We start from the raw sequence: 22,813 nt of genomic DNA, 5'->3' as shown, positions 1-22,813 counted from the left end.
AAAATGAGGTGTCAAAAGGTTAAATAATAACCTGATTCCACTCAGGTTTACATAAACGCCACACGAAAGGAAGGGGCGACGCAAAATTTACTCTGCTTGTATCATCGGCAACAACGGCAAATACTTTAATTTATTATTGCGCAATATAAATAACACCGTCTTCACCTGCAATGCCACTGACAATTTGTCCTGATGCCACGCGCACGCGCACCGATTGTCCGGCAGCGGCGTTGCCCATCGCTTTCCCTTCGCTGTTGATGCTAAAACCCACGCCCTGTGCCAGCACCTGCACCGTTTGGCCAGACTTGACCACCCAGGCGCGACGCAGCATCGCACTGGTGAGCGGTTGGCCGGGAGGCAGGTCGCGCAATAATACCGCACCCATGGCCTCTTTGGGGAGCAACAAGGCGAGCGGTGGCAGGAGATCCAATCGTCCCGTGGATTGGCGCAGATCGGCCGCTGCCAACGTAACGCCGCGCCGCAACGGGCGGGCGCTGACCAGATAATGTCCCGTTACCTGAACTTCCGCCTGAATGAAGCGGCGCTGCTCGCCACAGCGCACGGAGACGCTGACGTTACCCCATACGCGGGTATTGTTCGCTAGCGCCAGCACCGGCGCTGCGCACTGGGGCCATTGTTCTTGTGGCGTTTTAATCTCTACCGCAAGGCTGGTCTGCTGGTCAGGGAAGCGGGCATGAAAAAACTGCTCGAGCTGCGCCTGCAAATCGGCAGCAGCAGCGACGTTTACCCCCCCGATCAGGCTGGTCAGTAATGCAAAAAAGAGAGAGTAAAACTTGGTTTTCACTGACATCACCTCTTGATAATCACGGCCCTGCCTAGTGTAAAGCTCTTGGGGGCGGCTTAAGGCAACAAATAGCGTCGCATTTTGCGCTTATTCTCGCGATGACGTTATCAGAATCGGAATTATCCTACCCACTCCAAATTCTCATTTGCGGAGGGAGCATGCTTGACAAACTTGACGCCTCATTCCGGTTTCAACAAGAAGCGTTGAATCTGCGTGCCCAACGACAGGAAATCCTGGCGGCGAATATCGCCAATGCTGACACGCCCGGCTATCAGGCACGAGATATCGATTTTGCCAGCCAACTCAATAAAGTGATGGATCAAGGCAGAGTGGACGGCACAGGTATTGCGTTGAAAACCACCTCCACTCGCCATATTCCAGCACAGAATTTTCAGCCACCAGAGCTGGATATGCTGTACCGCGTTCCCGATCAACCTGCGCTGGATGGCAACACGGTGGATATGGATCGCGAACGTACCAATTTTGCCGACAACAGCCTGAAATATCAAACCAGTCTTACCGTTTTAGGCGGTCAGATTAAAGGCATGATGTCCGTACTGCAATCAGGCTCGTAATGAGAGCGATGGAAGAGGAGGCTAAGTCGTTATGTCACTGCTAAGCATATTTGATATTTCCGGTTCCGCGCTCTCCGCGCAATCTCAGCGTTTAAACGTCAGCGCCAGTAACCTGGCTAACGCAGACAGCGTGACCGGTCCAGATGGGCAGCCCTATCGCGCCAAGCAGGTGGTGTTCGAGGTAGCAGCACCCGCAGGGCAGGCAACCGGGGGCGTGAGGGTGGCAAATGTCATCGAAGACACGTCACCCGCGCGTCTGGTGTATGAACCCGGTAATCCGTTGGCCGATGGACAAGGTTATGTGCGTATGCCAAACGTAGATCCGGTTGCAGAGATGGTCAACACCATTTCTGCATCACGCAGTTATCAGGCCAACGTTGAGGTGCTTAATACCACCAAAACGATGATGTTGAAAACATTGACTATCGGACAATAACCGGGAGATACGTGCATATGTCGGTCACGATTGGTGATACCACTTCCGCCAGCAAGACGAGCAGCACCAGCAGCAGTTCGTCAACGTCAGTAACGGCAAACACCAGTGCCGATCTTCAGAATCAATTTCTGACGCTGCTGGTCGCTCAGTTAAAAAACCAGGATCCCACCAACCCGATGGACAACAACCAACTGGTTAGTCAGTTGGCGCAGTTGAACACGGTCAGCGGCATTGAGAAGCTGAATACTACGCTGGGGTCCATTTCCGGGCAGATCAACAATAACCAATCCATTCAGGCAACATCGTTGATTGGCCATGGTGTGATGGTGCCGGGTAACGAGATTCTGGTAGGCAAAGAGACCAGCACGCCGTTTGGTCTCGAGCTGGAAAGCGCCGCGGAAAACGTGACGGTCACCATCAGCGACAGTACCGGTAAGGTGGTACGCACGCTGGAGCTTGGCGCTCAAACTGCGGGTGTACACTCCTGGGGATGGGATGGCAACGTGACCGACGGTACAGCGGCGCCTGACGGTTCATACACCTTTACTGTTGCCGCCAGCACCAGCGGCGCGCAACAAACTGTACAGCCATTACGTTATGCCCTGGTTAATGGGGTGGTTCGCAATGACTCTGGTGCCCAGCTGGATCTGGAGCTGCAAGGCAAAGCGACGTTAGATGACGTGCGGCAGATTTTGTAACTGAAAAATAACGTTGCGCACAGAATTTGGCTGACCATGAGACCTGTTCTGAAGCATGATTTAACCGATTCATCCGGAGAGCACCATGAGCTTTTATCAAGCGGTCAGCGGCTTGAATGCCGCATCGAAACAACTGGACGTCATTGGTAACAACATTGCCAACTCGTCAACCGTGGGTTTTAAAACAGGCACCATTGCCTTTGCCGACTTGTTTGCCGGCGGTACGGGCTTAGGGACTAAGGTCTCTTCCACATTGCAGGATTTTGGTGACGGTCCGTTAAACTCGAGCTCACGTGCGCTGGATGTGGCGATCAGCGGTAACGGCTTCTTCCGCCTACAGGACAGTGCTGGTACAGTCCTTTTCAGCCGTAACGGTCAGTTTACGCTGGATGGTGCGACCCGTAATATTGTCAATATGCAAGGTATGTTGCTGACGGGCTATCCGGTTGTCGGCACGCCGCCGGTTGTTCAGCAAGGGGCTGATCCAGTACCGTTGACGATTCCTGAAACGCCGATGGCTGCCCAGCAGACCACTGTAGCGTCCATTGTTGCCAACCTGAACTCCTCCGATGACGTTAAAACTTTTGACCCGGATAACCGTGAAACCGCGAACTACAAGGGCTCCATTACCGTTTACGATACCTTGGGTAATCCGCATAACATCGGGCTGTATTTTGAGAAAACGGCGGCGAACAAGTGGACCGTAAACGTGCAGGATGGCTCGGTGGCCGGATCGCCGTTTACTGAAATTGCCCTGGAGTTTTCGTCAAGTGGTGCGTTGATATCACAAACGCCAGCTGCGGATCCTACTGCCACTACGGGGGCGAGCACCATTCCTCTGCCATCACTGGATGGCTCTCTGGCATCGTCGTTTACCCTTGATTTTGCGGGCAGCGTGCAGCAGAACTTTGGCGGCAACAGCAACAAAGCGCCGGTCCAGAATGGTTACGGTCCGGGTAGCCTGATCGGCTATAGCGTCAGCGATGGCGGTGTGATCACCGGTAAATACTCTAACGATAGAACCCAACCTCTGGGCCAGATTGCATTGGCCAGTTTCTCCAACCCGGAAGGCCTGTCCATTCAAGGCGATAACACCTGGGCCAGTACCGATAAATCCGGTCAACCGGTTATCGGTCAGGCGGGCGTGGGGAGCGTGGGCACGTTGCTGGGCAATATGACAGAAAGCTCAAACGTCGACATGAGTAAAGAGTTGGTGGATATGATCGTTGCCCAACGTTTCTACCAGTCTAACGCGCAAACCATTAAAACGCAGGACTCCATCCTGCAAACGCTGGTCAGCATGCGTTAATCGATTAGCGGGGAGACTCCATGGATCACGTAATTTATACAGCGATGGGTGGTGCCAGCCAGTCACTTGAAAAGCAGGCGATTACGGCTAACAACCTGGCGAACGTCAGCACCAATGGCTTTAAACGCCAGCGTGCCGTGTTTGAAGATTTGCTGTATCAAACCATTCGTCAACCGGGTGCACAGTCTTCTGAGCAGACGACCATACCTTCCGGGCTTCAATTAGGGACAGGGGTTCGCCCGGTGTCCACTGAGCGAATCCATACTCAGGGTGGGATGACTGAAACCGGTAACTCCAAGGACGTGGCTATCAATGGCCAAGGATTCTTCCAGGTGCAGATGCCTGATGGCACCACGGCTTACACCCGCGACGGTGCGTTTCAGTTGGACGGTAATGGACAGTTGGTGACCTCAAGCGGCTATCTGGTTCAGCCGGCCATCACACTCCCTGCTAACGCCATTGAACTGGCAATCGGTCGTGACGGCATCGTCAGCGTGAAATTGCAGGGTCAGACGGCGATGAACCAGATTGGGCAAATGACGTTGGCGACCTTTATCAATGACAGTGGTCTGGAAAGCGTCGGTGAAAACCTCTATCTGGAAACCACCAGTTCCGGTGCGCCGAATGAAACCAACCCTGGTCTGAACGGTGCTGGGTTGTTGATGCAAAAGTATGTCGAAACGTCTAACGTCAACGTGGCGGAAGAGTTGGTCTCAATGATCCAGACGCAGCGTGCGTATGAGATCAACAGTAAGGCGATCTCCTCTTCCGATCAGATGTTGCAGAAACTGACCCAGTTGTAAAACCGGGCGATTGACGGGGCGGTGACAAGGATAAAACGGTGATGCTTCGGTTACCCGCTTTACCCCTGTCATTGCCCCGTTGAGCATGAATAAATGGGCAACCTTTTAAGGCGATATCCGTAGTGATGATGATGCAAAAGCCGGTTATCAAACCGTTGTGCCAGCCGCGTTCGCTGGCGTTGGTCGTGATGTTGACGCTAAGCGGTTGCGCCTATATTCCTCATGATAAAGTGGTTACCGGGCCCACGTCGGCAAATCCCGCGCCGCCAACGGCAGCCGCGCCCAACGGCTCTATCTTCCAGGCGGTTCAGCCGATGAATTATGGCTATCAGCCGATGTTTGAAGACCGGCGTCCGCGTAACGTCGGTGATATTCTGACGATTGTGTTGCAGGAAAACGTCAGCGCCAGCAAAAGCTCTTCCGCGTCTGCCAGCCGTGACGGTTCCACCTCGTTTGGTGTGACCACGGTGCCACGCTATCTGGAAGGGCCGTTTGGCAATAATCGCGCCGATCTGGCCGCCGAGGGTAAAAATGACTTCGCCGGTAAAGGCGGTGCCAATGCCAATAACACCTTCAGTGGTACGATAACGGTGACGGTGGGACAAGTGTTGGCTAACGGTAACTTGCAGGTTGTGGGTGAAAAGCAAATTGCCATTAATCAGGGAACTGAATTTATTCGTTTTTCCGGTATCGTGAACCCGCGAACCATCAGCGGTGCTAACTCAGTACCGTCCACGCAGGTGGCGGATGCGCGTATTGAATATGTGGGTAACGGTTATATCAATGAAGCGCAAAATATGGGCTGGTTGCAGCGTTTCTTCCTCAACGTTTCTCCGTTCTAAGCTAAGTAAAGAGGTACAGAATGCGGATCGCGTCGTTTTTTAGCCTGATGTTAGCCTTGGTGGCTTTCTTGCCTGCGTCTTCGCAGGCCGACAGGATCCGTGACCTTGTTGATATACAAGGCGTGCGGGAAAACTCGTTGATTGGTTATGGTTTGGTGGTCGGGCTCGATGGGTCGGGTGACCAAACGATGCAAACCCCGTTTACCACGCAAACCCTGACCAACATGTTGTCACAGTTGGGGATCACCGTGCCGGCCGGCACCAACATGCAGTTGAAAAACGTGGCGGCGGTAATGGTCACGGCAAAACTGCCTGCTTTTGGTCGTGCCGGACAAGCCATCGACGTGGTGGTTTCTTCGATGGGTAATGCCAAAAGTCTGCGCGGCGGTACGTTATTGATGACTCCGCTCAAAGGGGTGGACAATCAGGTTTACGCGCTGGCGCAGGGTAACGTTCTGGTCGGCGGTGCCGGTGCCGGTGCCGGTGCTGCCGCAGGTGGCAGCAGCGTACAGGTTAACCAGTTGGCGGGTGGGCGTATTACCAACGGAGCGGTGATTGAGCGTGAACTGCCTTCCACTTTTGGTTCTTCTAACTTGATCATGCTGCAACTGAAGCAGGATGACTTCTCTATGGCACAGCGTGTCAGTGATGCCATTAACCGCTCAGGCTTGGGCGGCAGTGCGACGCCGGTCGATTCACGCACCATTCAGGTTATTGCGCCGCGTGGAAACAGTTCTCAGGTGCGTTTTCTGGCGGATGTCCAGAATCTGGATGTTAACATTGGCGTTCAGGATGCCAAGGTTATCGTTAACTCCCGCACCGGTTCGGTGGTGATGAACCGCGAAGTGACCCTGCAAAGCTGTGCTATCGCGCAGGGTAATCTCTCTGTCACTATCAACCAGCAAAATGTGGTTAGTCAGCCGGACACCCCGCTGGCCGGGGGGCAAACGGTTGTGACGCCGCAAACCGAAATTTCGCTCCAGCAGGGTGGTGGTGCATTGCAACGGGTTAACGCCAGCGCCAACCTGAACAATGTGGTGCGTGCATTGAACTCCCTGGGTGCAACGCCGATGGAGCTGATGTCCATTCTCCAAGCGATGCAGAGTGCAGGTTGCCTGCGCGCTAAACTGGAAATCATCTAATATGGCCGATATTCAGTCGCTCAATAATGCTGCGTATGACGCGCAGTCATTGAATTCACTCAAGCGTGAAGTATCTTCCGATCCGCAAAGCAAAGAGGGAATTCGAGCGGTTGCGCGCCAGATGGAGGGTGTTTTTGTTCAGTTGATGATGAAAAGCATGCGGTCGGCGTCATTTGACGATGGGTTACTGAATAACGATCAAACGCGGCTTTATACCTCGATGTACGATCAGCAGGTCGGGCAGCAAATTGCGTCCGGCAAAGGGCTGGGTCTGGCGGATGTGATGGTCAAACAGCTGACGGCGGCGCAACATGCGGGCGTGCCTAGTGCGGCAGCGGCGGCAGAAGAAAACGCGCCTGCGGTGCCATTGCGTTTTGACGGTGCCTTGGTCAGAACCATGCCGACAGCCGAAGTGGAGCAAATGGTGCGCAAAGCGGTGCCGAAATTGCCTTCCATGGGATCGGCGTTGCCGCTGTCGAGCAGCAATTTCGTTTCGCAGCTTGCCGTGCCTGCGCAGATAGCCAGTCAGCAAAGCGGCATTCCCCATCATCTGATCATGGCCCAGGCGGCGCTGGAATCGGGCTGGGGGCAGCGTGAAATTCCGACGGCGGATGGTCGCCCCAGCCATAACCTGTTTGGTATTAAAGCGGGCAGCAACTGGGATGGGCCTGTCACCGAGATCACTACCACGGAGTATGAAGATGGCGTGGCCAAGAAGGTCAAGGCCAGTTTCCGCGTGTATGACTCCTATATGGACGCGTTGGGTGATTACGTCAAATTGCTGACCAATAACCCACGGTATAGCAACGTCGCCGCGGCGGGCACGGCTGAGCAAGCCGCCCATGCCTTGCAGCGTGCGGGCTATGCCACCGATCCGCAATATGCGCAAAAGCTGATCAATATGATTGCGCAGATGAAGAACTCCAGTGAAAAAGCGGTTAAAGCTTATACCCATGATTTAAGCCAACTGTTTTGATTTTTTCCTGAAGGTTTTCTCGGTCTTGCCGATAACTGTTATTAGCGATGAAAGTGGGCAAATCACTTTCTGTATAAAGTTTATTTGTATGGGATTCACGCCCGAGGAAAGGATGTTTACATGGCCAATTTAGTAAATACTGCGATGAGTGGGCTGAAGGCAGCGCAAGCAGCATTAAGCGCGGTCAGTAACAATATCAGTAACCAAGCGGTGACTGGATATAGCCGACAGACCGTACTGCTTGAACAAGCGTCAGGCACCATGAGCGGTAATGCTTACATTGGTAACGGTGTGAATTTGGTTTCAATCAATCGAGATTATAACGAATTTATTGCGAGCCAGTTGCGTTCAGCACAAAGCACTAGCAGTTCAGTAACTACCAGCTACGAGCAGATATCGAAAATTAATAACTTGCTGGCAACCAGTACCACCAACCTATCATCTTCTTTGCAGGAGTTTTTTACTAACCTGCAAAACGTGGCCAACAATGCTGGCGACTCTGCTGCGCGTCAAACCATGATCGGTAAAGCGCAAGGGTTGGTGAACCAGTTTCAGGTCACCGATAAATACCTGCGCGACATGGATTCCAGCATCAACGGAGAAATCCAGAGTGTACTCGGACAGATAAATACCTACTCCAGCCAGATAGCCAATCTCAACAAAGAGATCACCCGTTTACAGGGTGCTAATCAGGGAGCTCAACCCAACGATCTGCTGGATCAGCGCGATCTGTTGGTGGATGAACTTAACAAATTGGTCGGCGTGGATGTTACGGTGCAAGATGGCTCCATTTATCACGTCTCGCTCAAAAATGGCATGAACCTGGTTCAGGGTACGCGCAGCTTTGATTTGGTTCCGCTTGCTTCCAGCAGCGATCCTCAGCGTGTTTCCATAGGGTATGACGATCCTACTGTGGGCGTTAGTGAACTTCGTGACACCACCTTAACCGGCGGTAAGCTCGGGGGATTACTCTCTTTTAGAAACGATACCCTCGACACGACACGTAATCAGGTCAACCAATTGGCGTTGGCATTCTCTGATGCGTTCAATACCCAGCATAAAGCCGGCTATGACTACAACGGCGTTGTGGGCGATGACTTCTTCGAATTCGGCGGTCCGGTAGCCTATGATAACAGCAGAAATACCGGCAATGCGGTTGTAAGCGTCGCGTATACCGATACCTCCGCCGTGCAGGCAACAGATTACTCGATGCGCTTCAACGGCACATCGTGGGATGTGACTCGCACAGCGACCAATACCACGATGACGGGGCTGACGCCGGATCCTGTTACCGGCAAACTGACATTCGACGGGCTCGAAGTCACGGTTACGGCAGGTAGCACCCCCACGGCGGCTGGTGACACTTATCTGCTCAAGCCGGTTAGCGACGTTATTATTGATATGAAGGTCGCCATCACTGACCCGAATAAAATCGCGGCTGCATCGACTAAGCTTGACGCCGATGGCAATGAAGTGCCTGGCGAGTCTGGCGGCCCGAGTGATAATACCAATGCCAAGGCGCTGCTGGCCTTACAGAATCAGAAGATTGTTGGCGGCACTGCCACCTTTTCGGGAGCCTATGCGGGCATCGTGGGGGATATCGGCAATCAGACCAGCGCGCTGAAAATTAATAACACGTCACAGTTGAATGTGGTGAAACAGTTAACGGCCGAGCAGCAGTCTGTCTCCGGGGTAAACCTGGACGAAGAATATGGCGATTTGATGCGTTACCAGCAGTATTACATGGCGAATGCTCAAGTGATTCAAACTGCACAGGCACTTTTTGACGCGCTGCTCTCCATGCGCAGCTAATTGGCGATCGAACAAAGAGGAATTTATACCATGCGTTTAAGTACCAGCATGATATATCAGCAGAATATGAACGGTATTCTGAATGGTCAGTCTGCGTGGCAAAAAGCGGGTGAGCAGTTGGCCAGTGGTACGAAAGTGTCGGTACCTTCAGATGATCCGATTGCCGCTTCGCAGTCCATTATGATTGATCAAGCACAAGCGGAAACCTCGCAATATGCCTTAGCTAGAACATTTTCGCGCCAGAATATGTCGTTGGAATTGACCGCTCTGGACAGTATAGTAGTAGCGGTGACATCAGCATCTACTGCAGTGATCAGTGCGGGTGGCGTGAAAAGCAATGATGACCGCAATACGCAGGCTGAAGTATTGGAAGGTATAAAAGCTCAGTTACTGAACATCGCCAATATGACAGATGGTAACGGTAACTATATTTTTGCCGGGTTCCAGACGACAACAGAACCCTATGTGCAAGATGCCACCACCAAAGCAGTTAGTTATGTTGGGGGTCACACAGCAATTTCTCAGCAAGTTGACTCAAACCGTAGTATGGCGGTAAGTAGTACGGGGCCCCAAGTCTTCGATAGTGTGACAGGAGATGCAATAAAATCTCCGGATGGTACTATTCAGAAAGATTTATTTGAGGCTCTGGATATTTCTATTAAGGCACTAAGAACACCGATTGATGACGGAGATACTGCCGCGTTGCAAGCACTTCAAACCGCACTAGATACCACTAACAGTGGGCTGCGCAATTCGCTTAATAATGTTTCATCTGTTCAGTCAATGCTCGGGATTCAATTAAATGAACTCGATCAACTTGATGCCATCGGTGCCGATCGCAAACTGGCTAATGCGCAGGCAAAAAGTGCGTTAGTGGATACCGACTGGGTTCCCGCCATTTCGACCTATATTATGCAGCAGGCCTCTTTACAAGCGGCTTACACCACCTATCAAAATATGCAGGGACTGTCACTGTTCCAGATTAACAAGTAAAAACAGTGATGCGGCACCGATTTGAATACGCTTAAACCGGGCGTGTTCTTTGGGCATGTCATTTTTTAAATGGCGTGCCATTTTTTGTTTCTATTCTGTTATCTGTCTCAATTCATGGTCCCCCTCAAAATTGATCACTGTGCTGGCAATGCCTGAAATGATAGCCAGCCTGGGTATCAAGGGGGGCCGTGTCAGTTTAGTCAACACGTCAGCGAGAAGGTTGAAGATTTCACTGAACAGGTGCTCGGTGAAAGGGGCTAGCAGGAAAAGCAGCATACCGAGCGTCATGATTCCCACGGTCAATGTCAGTGGAAAACCAATCACAAACACGGTGAGCTGAGGCGCAACGCGGTTTAACAAACCGAGCGAGATGTTGAGTGCCAGCAGTAAGGTAATCAACGGCAGAGCCAGCATCATACCGTTGATAAATATCATGCTTCCTGCTCGAGCCAGCCCTAAAAACCCATCACCATTGAGCGGCGCGGTGCCAATTGGCAAAGTATAAAAGCTGTCGGCAATCAACGATATCATCCATAAATGGCCGTTGAAGGCCATAAAGAGCAACATCGCCATGATATTGAGAAAACGCGCAAGTACCTGCATGTTTGGCCCACCGGTGGGGTCAAAAAAGGTGGCAAAGGCCAGTCCCATTTGCATACCAATGAGCTCGCCCGATAACCTCACGGCAGCAAAGGCCAATTGCATGGTGAACCCGAGTGCCGCGCCGATAAGTAGCTGTTGCAGGATTATCCAGACGCCACCTGCGGAAAATATCGGTGTGGTATTCACCGGCAAATAGGGGGCGACCAGGAGGGTAATGACAATGCCGAGGCAGATCTTCACGCGAGCCGGGATTGCACGCTCATTGAACACCGGGCATGCAGTAATTAACGCCAGAATGCGTATCAAGGGAAACAGGAACTGATTGACCCATATCTCCCACTGTGTGCTATCAAGCGTCAGCATGGTTAGCCAATGATCGTTGGCAGTTGGCCGAACAAGGTGCGCATGTAATCCAGCATCAAGCTAAGCATCCAGGGTCCCGCAATCACCAGCGTGAAAAACACCGTCAGAATTTTCGGGATGAAGGAGAGCTTCATTTCGTTGATCTGTGTTGCAGCCTGCAACAGACTGATAATCAAGCCGCTGAACAGCGCTGAGAGCAGAGGTGGGGCTGCGAGCGCCAATGCGACCTTCATTGCTTCATAGCCTAAAGCCATTACGGATTCTGGCGTCATCGGGCGACCTTAGTAGGAATTAACTGTAAAAACTTTGCGCGAGTGAACCGAGCAACAATTGCCATCCGTCTACCAGCACAAATAGCATAAGCTTGAACGGCAACGAAATGGTGGCCGGCGGCACCATCATCATACCGAGCGCCATCAGCACACTGGCAACCACCAGGTCAATAATTAAAAATGGGATAAAAATGGTAAAGCCAATCTGGAAGGCGGTTTTCAACTCACTGGTGACAAACGCAGGAACCAACACACGCATAGGAACCGCTTCTGGCCCCTGAATTTCGCCCATCTGCGCCAGACGGGTAAACAAGGCCAGGTCGGATTGCCGTGTCTGGCGTAGCATGAATTCTCGTAAAGGTTGAGCACCGCGCTCGATGGCCGTTTGCATGCTGATCTGATCCTGACTGAACGGCACATAAGCCTCATCGTAAACCCGGTTTAGCACCGGAGACATGATGAAAAAAGTCAGAAACAGGGTCAAACCCAACAACACCTGGTTGGGGGGCGCGGTAGGCGTACCTAATGCGTTACGCAATAGGCCCAGTACGATGATGATACGCGTAAAACAGGTCATCCTCAGCATGGTTGCCGGAATAAACGTCAATGACGTCAGGAACACCAGCGTTTGAACCGGCAAGGTCCAACTCTGGCCGCCGTTGGCGAGCGGCTGGCTGATTATGCCCGGCAACTGAGCCCAGACCGCAGGTGTAAACAGCACCAGAACGGCGGCGAGTGCCGGCAATCCGCGCTTTAATGCTGATAATGGTGGAACAGGAAGACGCACTTTCATTCCGATTTTTCCGGACGTTTGATAACTTTATGTAATAATTGCCGGAAATTGGCCGGTATGGCCATCTCGCCAGCAGGCGCGTCGTCCATTTCTTGAGCGGGTAGGGTATGCAACGGCGTAATCTGCTGTGCCGTTACACCCAATACCAGCCAGGTATCCTCAATTTCGACCACCACAACGCGTTCGCGTTGTCCAACCTGGCAGCTTGAAACCACCTTGACCAGCTTATTTTGTCTGACTGGGGGGGTTAACCCCAGCTTACGCACCACCCAGGCAATCGCCAGAATGAGCATCAAAACGCCCACCAGCACAGTGCCTACCTGGGTAAGCAACGAACTGGCGGGAAAGGGAGCGGTGGCAACCTGCGTCGTGGCATGAGAGGCAGGTACCGACGGCGCAGGAGTAAGAGGTTGGGTATCGGCCATTAGCGACTCAAACGACGCATCCGCTCGGAAGGCGTAATAATATCGGTAATACGTACCCCGTATTTATCCGATACCACCACCACTTCACCCTGAGCAATCAGATAACCGTTAATCAGAATATCCAAGGGTTCACCCGCCAATCCATCTAACGCCACCACAGAACCTTGCGTTAAACGCAGCAGTTCTTTGATGGTCATCTTGGTGCGGCCGAGTTCAACGGTCAGTTTTACCGGGATATCGAGGATCAGGTCAATATCCTGCAAGCTGCCGAGTGCATCGGTAGGGTCCAGACTCTTGAAGATATTGTCCGTTGCGCTTGGTTTTTCTGCGGCTTGTTGCTCGTTAAACGCATCAGCCCACAGATCGTCCACGAATTCCTTGTCGTCGGACGGTTGCTTGGTGTCACTCATTGGGCTGTTCCTCATTATTTAGAGAATTCAAAATAGGGTTAATCAAATGTTCGACGCGTAACGCATATTGCCCATTCAGCGTACCGTATTGACTGGTCAGTACCGGAACGCCATCAACGTGTGCAATGATGCGATCGGGTTTATCAATAGGCAGCACATCACCCGGCTGAAGTTTTAATACTTTGGAAAGCCGCAGCGGTATGTCAACAAAATTGGCCACTAACTCCAACTCAGAATGTTGCACTTGCGTGGCCAGCGTTTCGCGCCAATTCTTATCTTCCTGGCGGGAGTTTTCCAAGGGGGGATTGGTTAGCACTTCGCGCAAGGGTTCAATCATCGAGAAGGGGATGCAGATGCTGAATTCACCCAATAGCGTACCGATTTCGACATGAAAAGGCGTAGTTACCACAATATCGTTCGGTGATGTCGTGATGTTGGTAAATTTTACCTGCATCTCAGAACGCACATACTCGATGTCGAGTTTGTAGATCGCATTCCAAGCCTCGCCATAGGCGTCAAGCGCCAAACGCAACATACGTTTTACGATACGCTGCTCGGTATTGGTGAACTCACGACCTTCTACTTTGGTGGGAAAGCGTCCATCCCCGCCGAACAGGTTGTCTACCGCAATGAATACCAGGCTTGGCGAAAACACGAACAGAGCCGTGCCACGCAAGGGTTTCAGGTGGATCAGGTTAAGGTTCGACGGCACCGACAAGTTGCGTGCAAATTCATGGTAAGGCTGTATTTTAATGGCACCAACGGTGATGTCCGGGCTACGTCGTAGCAGGTTGAACAACCCCATACGGAATTGACGTGCAAAGCGTTCATTGATGATCTCCAACGCTTGCATACGTTCATGGACAACACGTCGTTGCGTGTTGGGATCATAAGGCTTGACATCGCCGTCCGATTTCGCGGAGGCGTTGGCACTGCTGGCGTCATCACTACTTCCGCCATTGAGCAATGCGTCAATTTCTGCTTGAGAGAGAATGCTATCGCCCATAAGGATTACCGCAAAATAAAGGCAGTGAATAACACGTCAGTAACGACCTGATTCGGCTGTCCGGGGACAAGTGGGGGGCTTAGCACCTGCTTGATTTGTTCAATCAGCTTCTGCTTACCCTGCTCATTTGCCAAGGAGATGGCATCCTGACGCGACAACAGCAATAATAAGCGGCTACGCACCTCAGGGAGGTAATTCGTCAAACGTGTTCTGGTTTCTTCGTCTGACAGACGCAAGGTGAAACCGACATAAAGCACCCGATCCGGGTTATTGTCTGCATTGACCAAATTGACAGTAAACGTGTCCAACGGCATAAACACTGGCGCTGGGGGCGGTGGAGCCACTTGCTGCTCAGCAGAAGAGGACTTGTGGTACAAGATCCACCATGCTACGCCCGCAGCTCCTGTTGCCGCCAGCGCAATGATAATAAGCAGTATCACCCAGATAGATCGCTTACGCCGTGAACCAGCTTGCATGTCAGACATAGCCAAAGAGAATTCCTGTTATTAATCAATATCTAATGCCAATATCGTGCGGCACTAAATGAATATATGATGTTAATGATTATCCGGTCTATTCGTCTATTCAATACAAGGAATAAACCAGAAAAATCGCGCTAACTTGTTCGTTTACCTAATGTTTATGCAAAAATATCGACGCCGCTCACTGGCCTTGTGCGGACTGCGCTTGACATATCAATCTCGTTTGCTTCGTCGCCATAGGGCACGGAGGACGCAAATTGCTGCCGATAAGATGCGTTGTTATCACCGGTATCGTTGTTATTACCCGCCATGTGCTGTTGGGCCTGTTGCCAACCGCTATTATCACTCGCTACGCTGCTTTGACCGAGGTTGATACCGCTTTCTGCCATGGCGGTACGCAGATGAGGCAACGCCGCCTCAAGGGCACTACGCACCTGGCTGTTTGCCGATGCTAAATGGATTTGAGCCTGATTATCATCCAGTCGTAGCGAAATATGCAACGTGCCCAACTCTTCAGGGTGCAACCGCAATTGTACGCTTTGCTGTCCGTTACGGCTGAGCATGATGATTTGCTGACCCAGAGAATCCTGCCACTGGGTTGTGCCTAACTGTGCATTTAACTGTGCGCTGGCACCCGGTTGCGCAATGTTGTTGGTCATTGAGGTCTGCGCATTAGGTGCCAGACTCACCGGCGTCGTATGTGCGGTCAACGGTAGTTGGCCGCTATTGCTATCCTGTTTGGCCACATCGGCAATTGTGTGACTCACCAAAGCCGATTTATCCTGCATGCTGCTGTCATCCAGCTGTGCCTGTGCACGAGACGGATCGTTTGATGCCGCACGGCTGTTCTTGGCGTTGGATATCGCTGTCGCCAGCGTATCATTTGCGCTGGTTAACCCATCGCGCGGGGCGAGTGTACCGAACAAGGCTGTAGACGCGGTTGCATCGTCAGGCGTGTTCTGCTGTGCCGCCTGACTCAGGCCCGATAATGACAGCGATTGTGCTGCCTGGAGCAAAGACGACATCTCACTGCTTGATGGTGCCGCAGCCGGTGTTACTACTGGCGATAGCATCGCCATCAGCGCTTGCACCGCTTGAGTATCGTTTGAAGAAGTGCCGTCGCCACCCTTTTCCAGGGAAGTGTTTTTGCCTTGAGCAAAAGACTTGCGTAATGACGTCACCAGTTCCGACAATGTTTTGTCATCCAGATTGTCTTGCCCATTAACGGCTTTAAGCAGCGTATTCAGATCCTGCTGGCTAAGATCAATATCCTGTGCAGACAACGCATCCAACAGCTTTTGCTTACTGTCTTTGCCGCTCAGCGCCGAAGTGTTGTCAGTCGGCACCGCGGTAGTGGCTGCTTTTTTCGGCAGGTGTAGCGATAACAGTTGAACGAAATCCTGAGGCAACTGATCCGTTGCAAGTAACCCCGAAGCCGATCCTGCGGTGTCACTGGCGCCAGTGCTTGCTGTTGTGGTAACGATTGGCAGCATCATAAATCTGTTTTCCTCAGAGAGGCCCGTTGGGCAAATTCATCCATCCGTTTTTGATCGAGGCGGTTCTCGTGCGCGAGCTGCCTGATATCTTCTCTTTCTTGTAGCGTCTCAAAAGCATTGAGGCGCTTCTGCTTTTCCTGCCAGGTTTTCATCGCCAGATCCAGACGCGAATTCCAGTGTTGCAGTTGTTTCTGATGCTGATCAATAGCAACGTCCAGCGTTTGAATGAACTGCTGGAAATTCTGCCAACTGGTGTTGGCCATGCCCTCAGACATCGTCACTTGTAACCTTCCGCGATAATCTTCCTGATAGTTTAACAGCATATTCAGTTGTTGTTCAGCTTGTTGATAGGCTTTACGTACTTGCCCCAATTGGGTCGCTGCTTTTTCGACCTCTTTTTGGGCCAATTCACGTAATGTAACCAGCGGTGACTGCGTTTTCATCTGTCCTCCTACTCGCTACGGGGAAAAATGACGTTTAAAGCCTGACAAGCGGCTTCATAACCACTGCGTTCAAACATGCCCTGCTGCAAAAAATCCTGAAGTTGTGGGTAGAGGCGAATGGCTTGGTCGAGCGTCGGATCGCTGCCGGGCGCTTAAGCCCCCACGTTTATCAAGTCCCGGTTACGTTGGTAACTGGAGAGTAACTGCTTAAACAGCCTCACGGAGGCGTAGTGCTTTTCATCAATGAGCGCGGTCATGGCACGGCTGATTGATGCTTCGATATCGATAGCCGGATAGTGACCGGACTCGGCCAATTGGCGCGACAGGACTATATGTCCGTCCAGAATCGCACGCGCTGAGTCGGCAATCGGGTCCTGCTGGTCATCACCTTCGGTCAGCACCGTATAGAACGCAGTGATCGAACCGCCGCCGTGAATGCCATTGCCTGCGCGTTCAACCAGTGCAGGGAGCTTGGCAAACACCGACGGTGGGTAGCCTTTGGTGGCCGGAGGTTCCCCGATAGCCAATGCAATTTCGCGCTGCGCCATGGCATAACGTGTCAGCGAATCCATGATCAACAATACGTGCTGACCGCGATCGCGAAAATCTTCAGCAATACGCGTTGCATAAGCGGCTCCCTGCATACGCAGCAGGGGAGAGACGTCCGCCGGCGCGGCGATGACCACTGAACGGGCACGCCCTTCGTCACCCAGAATGTTTTCTATAAAATCTTTCACTTCTCGACCGCGTTCGCCGATCAACCCGACGACAATCACGTCTGCTTTGGTATAGCGTGCCATCATACCCAGCAGCACGCTTTTACCCACACCGGAACCGGCAAACAAGCCCATACGTTGGCCACGGCCCACCGTTAACAGTGCATTGATAGCGCGCACACCTACATCCAGCACATCTTCAATCGGTGTACGCTGAAGTGGGTTAAACGGCGCCGTCATCAGTGGGGCGCGATAGCCGGTTTCCGGGGGCGGTAAACCATCAAGCGGTTTGGCGCTGCCATCAAGGACGCGACCGAGAAGTTCCGGCCCTAAAGGTAATTGCTTCCCTTGTACCACACCCTGCGTCGCCGCCCGGGCATAGACTCGTGCACCTGGCGTGATGCCTTCCATCTCTTCCAGTGGCATCAGGAACAGGCTTTGCCCGTTAAAGCCGACCACCTCGCACTCAACTTCATCCGTTTTGGTACCCATGTGGCGTTCAATCAGGCAGGTAGCACCCAAGGGCATTTGCAGCCCGGTCGTTTCCAGCACGAGCCCGGTCGCACGCTTTAAACGCCCGTAACGACGCACAGACGGTGTCTCTTTGATGCGCTTTTCAAAAGCGTCCAATTCGGCAAACCAACGTGCGAGGTGATGGGTCATCATAACTCTCCCGGCGCGGCCAATCGGCATAGTTCATGCCAGCGTGTGGCAAGGCTGGCATCGAGATCGCCTTCCTCAGCGCTCACTTTGCATCCGCCGGGATGCAGTTGACTGTCGGCTAGCAACCGCCAGCCGTGCTGTTCCAGCGTTGGCCCAAGGGATGCCTCTATGCGCTCGAGATCGCTGGGGTTGACCCGCAATTGCGCTTTCCCACTGAACAGCGGTTCTTGCTGGATCAGCTGTTGAATCTGATGCTGCAACGCCGTGCCATCGCACAGCGGAGCCTGACCAATGATCTGTTTCGCCACGGTCAAGGCTAATTGCGTCAAGCGCGCTGGAATAGCACTGTCCATGGTATCCAATGTCTGCTGGAACGCGCTAACCATCTGCTGCATATGCTCAATCATCGGCTGCTGTTGCTGCAAGGCGTCTTGCGTCCCTTGTTGCGCACCGGCAGTTAGTCCTTCCTGATACCCTGCGTCATAGCCTTGTTGGCGTCCTTCGGCAAAACCTGCTTCGCGCGCTTGTCGCATGGTCTGCTCACGCATGCGTTCCAGTTCCGCCTCAAACGAGCGGAATTGATCCACCGACTCTGGTGCCGCCTCTTCCGGTTCGACGGCGTCAATTACCGGTTCAGGTTCGACATCAAACGGGGATGCCAGGTCTTTTAGCTTCCAGGGCTTCCAGGCCATGTTGTCAGCGGCATCAGACATATGAATCCTCGCCGCCACCGATGATCATCTCGCCGCTGTCGGCCAGACGACGCACAATAAGCAGGATGGCTTTCTGCTCGTTTTCCACTTGAGACATGCGAACCGGTCCACGCGTCGAGAGGTCGTCGCGCAGAATTTCTGCTGCACGTTGCGACATATTGCGCAGGAATTTCTCGCGCAATGGCTCGTCGGAGCCTTTCAATGCCAACAGCAGCGATTCCGACTCCACTTCCTGCAACAGACGTTGGATGCTGCGATCGTCCACATCGATAACCGCCTCTTCCTGCTGACTCTTCATCAGGTTGATAATCTCGGCTGCAGTACGTACACCACCCATTTTGCTGCGTTTTACGTTCTGACCATCCAGCAAGCCATTCAATACATCGGTCAGTTCTGCCAAGGCTGAAGGTTGCACGCCGCCGAAGGTAGCAATACGCAGCATCACATCGTTACGCAACCGTTCGTCGAACAGCGCCAGAATATCCGCAGCCTGTGCCCGTTTTAAATGCACCAGGATAGTCGCGATGATTTGTGGGTGCTCGTCGCGGATAATATCCGCAGCCGTTTGCGGTTCCATAAAGTTGAGGGTCTCGATGCCGCCGGTCGTTTCGCGGCTTTCGAGAATATCTTCCAACAGGCTGGATGCACGCTCTTCGCCCAGCGCTTTTACCAGCACCGAGCGCAGATAATCACCGGCATTGACGCTCAGCGCGGCGTATTGCTCTGCTTCCATTTCGAACTCTTTGAGCACTTCCGCCAACTGTTGCGGTGAGACCTGGCGCAGATTCGCCATCGCTGTACTCAAATGTTGCACTTCACGCGTAGAGAGGTGGGTAAATACCTCTGCGGCGCGATCTTCGCCCACGGTCATCAACAAGATGGCGCTCTTTTCTGTGCCTGTCATACTCATAGTTCAGTACTCATCCATTGGCGAATCACCAGGGCGACGACGCGCGGATCGTTTTCTGCCAGATCGCGGATACGCTGGCTTTGCAGCTCGGTATTGATGCGTTGTTGTGAACGACGTTGCAGTTCCTCTTCGTCTTTACTCAACTTGACCACAACATCGTTGGTGGCATTGCGCATTTGCGAGGCGGCCTGAGCCGCAGCCTGCTGTTCTTCCCGTTTCTTGATTTGCGGTCTGACCAGCTTACGCCACAAGATCCATGCGACCAGCAGTACCAGCAGCCAACGACCGGCTTCAATCATCAACTCAAAGAAGGCTTGTTTCTGCCAGAAGGGCAGTTCACTGGCCGTATCGTTGGTGGACATGAACGGTGTGTTGACCACGTTTAATGAGTCACCACGCTCTGTTGAAAAGCCCATGGCTTCACGCGTGACGCTGTCAATTTGCTTGATCTGGTCTTCCGATAACGGAATAGGTTTGCCATCTTCTCCAGGCGGTAGATAGTTGACAATCACGGCAACGGAAAGGCGTTTTACACCTCCGGTACTGTGTTTGGTATGCAGAATCGTCTTGTCAATCTCGTAGTTTGTGGTTGCATCGTTACGTGAGTTTGACGTTTGCACCACCGCATTCCCTTGGGTGCCAGCAGCGTTGTTCTGCTGATTGGCCTGAGGGTTTTGGTTGGCATTCTGATTCTGGTTTGCGTTATTGGCATTCGCGGCGTTATTGGCCGGTGTGGCAATCGGTGCCGTTGGTGCTGGGGCAGGCTGGTTAGAGAGGGCTCCCGGTACACCACCGACGTTGGGGCCGCCACGTTGCTCGCTCTGACTGGTTTGTTGCGAACGGATGGCCGCCTGATTGGGCGCAGAGTTGGGTTGATACTGCTCATCCGTTTGTTCACGCGCTGAAAAATCGACTTGTGCAGTGACCTGCGCATGTACGTTACCACCACCAACGATCGGGGAGATAATCGCCTCAATGCGCCGCTGATACATGGACTCTATTTCGGTCACGTATTTCAGCTGTGTGGCATTGACATCACGTCCTGCGGCGCCAGCCGAGGTCAGCAGGCGGCCCATCTGGTCTACCACTGTGACGTTATCTGCCGGTAAACCGGACACGCTGCTGGAGATCATGTAGACAATGGAATTGATTTGACCTTCGTCCAGGGCCCGACCCGGTTGCAAATTCAGGGTAACGGAAGCTGAGGGCGCTTTTTGTTCTCGCACAAACAATGACGGTTTCGGAATGGCCAGATGCACCCGGGCAGTTTGCACCGGTCCGAGGGTTTCAATGGTGCGTGACAGTTCACCTTCCAGTGCGCGCTGATAATTGATCTGCTCGCTGAACTGGCTGATGCCAAATTTTTCCTGATCCAGCAATTCGAAGCCTACCGCGCCGCCTTTGGGCAAGCCTAACTGTGCCAAACGCAAACGGGTTTCATACACGTTTGTCGCGGGGATCAGTATCGCATTGCCGCCTTCAGCAAATCGGTAAGGAATGTTCATTTTTGTCAGTTCACTGACAATGGCTCCACCGTCACGATCGTTGACGTTATTGTAAAGCACACGGTAATCGGGCCCTTTGGCCCATAACACCATAGCAACGACGAGGGCAACCGCAGCTGCCGCCGCAATGAGCAGGGGTATTTTAGGATTGCGCGCAAGCGGTTAAGTATCTCGCCAAACCCTTTCCCACCGGACGCAAAACCGGTTGTGGCGTTCATACTCGTTCTCTGCTTGGTTGTTGAGCGATAAAATTAACGTTGGTACGTAACAAAACAGCACTCCCTGATTGCGCAATCGTTAAGACATGCACCTACTTTTGTCGGCATAGTATTATTTTCCGTAACGGTAAAAACGATGCCCCGATAAGGTGGCATTTTCCCCGTCTTTTACGCCTTTTAGGATAAGGCTGATATGGTAGTTTAGTGCACTGTGTTAATCGGGTGATTTTTGTGCGGTGGGGAGTAAACCCTCGCGCGAGGGTTTACGGTGTCTTACGCATATGCCAAATAGCGATGCCGTCGGAAAAAGGTGAGCGATAATGTCAGTTCAAGGTATTGAGAGCGTAGTGCAGCAATTGCAGGCTACCGCGTTACAGGCGAGTAATTCCTCTGTCGCGAAACCGACTATCGAGCCTGGTTTTGCCAGCGAGCTCAAATCCGCATTGGATAACATCAGTGGTACTCAGCAAGCCGCGCGTGAGCAAGCACAGAAATTTACCTTGGGTACGCCGGGCGTTGCATTGAATGATGTGATGGTGGATTTGCAGAAATCATCAATTAATATGCAGATGGGGATCCAGGTGCGTAACAAACTGGTTTCTGCCTATCAGGAAATGATGAACCTGGCTATTTGACTTTCAGTCTTAACTATTGAGTTGTTTATATTTCCACACATAAAAAACCTTTAAAATGCTGTTTTTTTAAAGGTTTTGTTCTGCAATGTTAACTATGTGGCTCCTGAAGCCCAAGGTCGCCTGGCAGAAGTCGCTTCTCTGCAAATTCACCATATGTGGTATTGATAGATCTTTGTTTTAGTGACTGTTCCATAAGCGAGCTAATTTCTTCCATCCGCATCTGTAAAAGATTTTTTATTTGCGCTTCATTGTCAAGAATCTCTTGCAATATGTGACGAAACTGTAGTCGCATTACGCTATCAATGTCATCAGCGATGGTGATATTGGTTATGCCCTCTACCGCTCGTACGTAAATGATTTCTTGTTCAACCAACGCATCCCACTGACCACTTACGGCCAAATGCAGGATTTTATTACTTAGAGCCAACAACTGTTGATAATCTTTTAACAGAAGAGATAAAGAGCTCATCAGCGTGTTTCCTGCTCTTGAGAGCCGTTGGGGCCAATTTGCCGCCAAGCGCCAGCAATATTTTCCATTAATACTTCAACTTCCTGAATGACGTTAACATCATTGTGCAAGTTGGCTATTAATAAGCGCTGCGACATATAATCGTAAAGGGCAGACAAGTTCTCGACCAGCTCTCCACCACGATCTTGATCTAAACCGGCTTTAAGGCCGTTGTTAATGATATTAATCGCTTTAGATAGTGCCATTCCTTTACCAGCAATGTCACCCTGCTGCATAAGTATGCGTGCCCGTACCATAGCG

General features: G+C 52.1%; 24 protein-coding genes and 4 pseudogenes. 12 read left to right on the top strand and 16 right to left on the bottom strand.

Going from position 1 to position 22,813, the window contains the following annotated elements:
• Window positions 1-133 precede the first annotated feature (133 nt).
• On the bottom strand, window positions 134-811 hold the full coding sequence (flgA, locus tag K6K13_RS13240) for a flagellar basal body P-ring formation chaperone FlgA (protein WP_222157448.1): 678 nt from the start codon (window positions 809-811) through the stop codon (window positions 134-136).
• Window positions 812-963: 152 nt separating this feature from the next.
• Between flgA and flgB the strand changes: the two genes are divergently transcribed.
• The 11 genes and pseudogenes from flgB to flgL all read left to right on the top strand — a co-directional run bounded on the left by flgB (window position 964) and on the right by flgL (window position 10,391).
• Window positions 964-1,380 carry a flagellar basal body rod protein FlgB gene (gene flgB, locus K6K13_RS13235; RefSeq protein WP_222157447.1) on the top strand — a complete coding sequence of 139 codons (417 nt, stop codon included), beginning with the start codon at window positions 964-966 and terminating at the stop codon, window positions 1,378-1,380.
• A gap of 31 nt (window positions 1,381-1,411) precedes the next feature.
• The gene (gene flgC, locus K6K13_RS13230) at window positions 1,412-1,816 is read left to right on the top strand and encodes a flagellar basal body rod protein FlgC (protein ID WP_222157446.1); all 405 of its coding nucleotides are present in this window, start codon (window positions 1,412-1,414) and stop codon (window positions 1,814-1,816) included.
• Window positions 1,817-1,833: 17 nt separating this feature from the next.
• Entirely contained in the window at window positions 1,834-2,514 is a 681-nt protein-coding gene (flgD, locus tag K6K13_RS13225) for a flagellar hook assembly protein FlgD (RefSeq protein ID WP_222157445.1), read from the top strand.
• A gap of 85 nt (window positions 2,515-2,599) precedes the next feature.
• On the top strand, window positions 2,600-3,823 hold the full coding sequence (flgE, locus tag K6K13_RS13220; RefSeq protein ID WP_222157444.1) for a flagellar hook protein FlgE: 1,224 nt from the start codon (window positions 2,600-2,602) through the stop codon (window positions 3,821-3,823).
• A gap of 20 nt (window positions 3,824-3,843) precedes the next feature.
• Window positions 3,844-3,906: pseudogene (locus tag K6K13_RS23590) on the top strand (hypothetical protein); the annotation flags it as partial.
• A pseudogene (flgG, locus tag K6K13_RS13215) lies at window positions 3,907-4,626 on the top strand (flagellar basal-body rod protein FlgG); the annotation flags it as partial.
• 128 nt (window positions 4,627-4,754) lie between these two features.
• Window positions 4,755-5,468 (top strand): flagellar basal body L-ring protein FlgH, encoded by a 714-nt coding sequence (gene flgH / locus K6K13_RS13210; RefSeq protein ID WP_222161084.1) that lies wholly within the window; start codon window positions 4,755-4,757, stop codon window positions 5,466-5,468.
• A gap of 20 nt (window positions 5,469-5,488) precedes the next feature.
• Window positions 5,489-6,610, top strand: coding sequence for a flagellar basal body P-ring protein FlgI (locus K6K13_RS13205; protein WP_222157442.1), 1,122 nt, complete (start codon window positions 5,489-5,491; stop codon window positions 6,608-6,610).
• Window position 6,611: 1 nt separating this feature from the next.
• Window positions 6,612-7,586: a flagellar assembly peptidoglycan hydrolase FlgJ gene (gene flgJ, locus K6K13_RS13200; protein ID WP_222157441.1), complete on the top strand. Its 975-nt coding sequence runs from the start codon at window positions 6,612-6,614 to the stop codon at window positions 7,584-7,586.
• 120 nt (window positions 7,587-7,706) lie between these two features.
• Window positions 7,707-9,398: a flagellar hook-associated protein FlgK gene (gene flgK / locus K6K13_RS13195; protein WP_222157440.1), complete on the top strand. Its 1,692-nt coding sequence runs from the start codon at window positions 7,707-7,709 to the stop codon at window positions 9,396-9,398.
• 30 nt (window positions 9,399-9,428) lie between these two features.
• On the top strand, window positions 9,429-10,391 hold the full coding sequence (gene flgL, locus K6K13_RS13190) for a flagellar hook-associated protein FlgL (RefSeq protein WP_222157439.1): 963 nt from the start codon (window positions 9,429-9,431) through the stop codon (window positions 10,389-10,391).
• A 90-nt stretch (window positions 10,392-10,481) separates the two neighbouring features.
• Here the strand turns inward: flgL and fliR are convergent, their stop codons facing one another.
• The 13 genes and pseudogenes from fliR to fliF form a co-directional block, all read right to left on the bottom strand.
• Entirely contained in the window at window positions 10,482-11,357 is an 876-nt protein-coding gene (gene fliR, locus K6K13_RS13185) for a flagellar biosynthetic protein FliR (RefSeq protein WP_222157438.1), read from the bottom strand.
• A 2-nt stretch (window positions 11,358-11,359) separates the two neighbouring features.
• Window positions 11,360-11,629, bottom strand: a complete 270-nt coding sequence (gene fliQ / locus K6K13_RS13180) for a flagellar biosynthesis protein FliQ (RefSeq protein ID WP_222157437.1) — start codon at window positions 11,627-11,629, stop codon at window positions 11,360-11,362.
• Between the two features lie 19 nt (window positions 11,630-11,648).
• A complete protein-coding gene (gene fliP, locus K6K13_RS13175; RefSeq protein ID WP_222157436.1) occupies window positions 11,649-12,422 on the bottom strand; it encodes a flagellar type III secretion system pore protein FliP in 774 nt (257 codons plus the stop codon).
• Window positions 12,419-12,847: a flagellar biosynthetic protein FliO gene (gene fliO, locus K6K13_RS13170; protein WP_222157435.1), complete on the bottom strand. Its 429-nt coding sequence runs from the start codon at window positions 12,845-12,847 to the stop codon at window positions 12,419-12,421. The genes fliP and fliO overlap by 4 nt, the downstream gene beginning before the upstream one ends.
• Window positions 12,847-13,257 (bottom strand): flagellar motor switch protein FliN, encoded by a 411-nt coding sequence (fliN, locus tag K6K13_RS13165; RefSeq protein WP_222157434.1) that lies wholly within the window; start codon window positions 13,255-13,257, stop codon window positions 12,847-12,849. The genes fliO and fliN overlap by 1 nt, the downstream gene beginning before the upstream one ends.
• Entirely contained in the window at window positions 13,250-14,263 is a 1,014-nt protein-coding gene (fliM, locus tag K6K13_RS13160) for a flagellar motor switch protein FliM (protein ID WP_222157433.1), read from the bottom strand. The genes fliN and fliM overlap by 8 nt, the downstream gene beginning before the upstream one ends.
• A 5-nt stretch (window positions 14,264-14,268) precedes the next feature.
• Complete coding sequence (gene fliL / locus K6K13_RS13155) at window positions 14,269-14,748, bottom strand: flagellar basal body-associated protein FliL (RefSeq protein ID WP_222157432.1); 480 nt, start codon at window positions 14,746-14,748, stop codon at window positions 14,269-14,271.
• Window positions 14,749-14,903: 155 nt separating this feature from the next.
• Window positions 14,904-16,241, bottom strand: a complete 1,338-nt coding sequence (locus tag K6K13_RS13150; protein WP_222157431.1) for a flagellar hook-length control protein FliK — start codon at window positions 16,239-16,241, stop codon at window positions 14,904-14,906.
• Complete coding sequence (fliJ, locus tag K6K13_RS13145; protein ID WP_222157430.1) at window positions 16,238-16,684, bottom strand: flagellar export protein FliJ; 447 nt, start codon at window positions 16,682-16,684, stop codon at window positions 16,238-16,240. Before fliJ ends, K6K13_RS13150 begins: the two co-directional genes overlap by 4 nt.
• A gap of 8 nt (window positions 16,685-16,692) precedes the next feature.
• Window positions 16,693-18,100 (bottom strand): annotated as a pseudogene (fliI, locus tag K6K13_RS13140) (flagellar protein export ATPase FliI).
• Window positions 18,063-18,776 carry a flagellar assembly protein FliH gene (fliH, locus tag K6K13_RS13135; RefSeq protein ID WP_222157429.1) on the bottom strand — a complete coding sequence of 238 codons (714 nt, stop codon included), beginning with the start codon at window positions 18,774-18,776 and terminating at the stop codon, window positions 18,063-18,065. Before fliH ends, fliI begins: the two are co-directional and overlap by 38 nt.
• Window positions 18,769-19,686 (bottom strand): flagellar motor switch protein FliG, encoded by a 918-nt coding sequence (gene fliG, locus K6K13_RS13130; RefSeq protein ID WP_222157428.1) that lies wholly within the window; start codon window positions 19,684-19,686, stop codon window positions 18,769-18,771. Before fliG ends, fliH begins: the two co-directional genes overlap by 8 nt.
• Window positions 19,683-21,409 (bottom strand): annotated as a pseudogene (gene fliF / locus K6K13_RS13125) (flagellar basal-body MS-ring/collar protein FliF). The gene fliG and the pseudogene fliF overlap by 4 nt, the downstream one beginning before the upstream one ends.
• Before the next feature lie 320 nt (window positions 21,410-21,729).
• On the opposite strand from fliF, the gene fliE reads away from it, so the two are divergent.
• Window positions 21,730-22,044, top strand: coding sequence for a flagellar hook-basal body complex protein FliE (fliE, locus tag K6K13_RS13120; RefSeq protein WP_222157427.1), 315 nt, complete (start codon window positions 21,730-21,732; stop codon window positions 22,042-22,044).
• Between the two features lie 88 nt (window positions 22,045-22,132).
• On the opposite strand, the gene fliT is transcribed toward fliE, so the two are convergent.
• The gene (gene fliT, locus K6K13_RS13115) at window positions 22,133-22,513 is read right to left on the bottom strand and encodes a flagella biosynthesis regulatory protein FliT (RefSeq protein WP_222157426.1); all 381 of its coding nucleotides are present in this window, start codon (window positions 22,511-22,513) and stop codon (window positions 22,133-22,135) included.
• Window positions 22,513-22,809 (bottom strand): flagellar export chaperone FliS, encoded by a 297-nt coding sequence (gene fliS, locus K6K13_RS13110; RefSeq protein ID WP_252120281.1) that lies wholly within the window; start codon window positions 22,807-22,809, stop codon window positions 22,513-22,515. Before fliS ends, fliT begins: the two co-directional genes overlap by 1 nt.
• Window positions 22,810-22,813: the final 4 nt, after the last annotated feature.

The sequence above is a fragment of the Symbiopectobacterium purcellii genome (assembly GCF_019797845.1).
In the GTDB taxonomy this organism is placed as follows: Bacteria; Pseudomonadota; Gammaproteobacteria; order Enterobacterales; family Enterobacteriaceae; genus Symbiopectobacterium; species Symbiopectobacterium purcellii.
The sequence above is the reverse complement of the archived record's forward strand: the minus strand, read 5'-3'. Positions and strand labels throughout refer to the sequence as shown.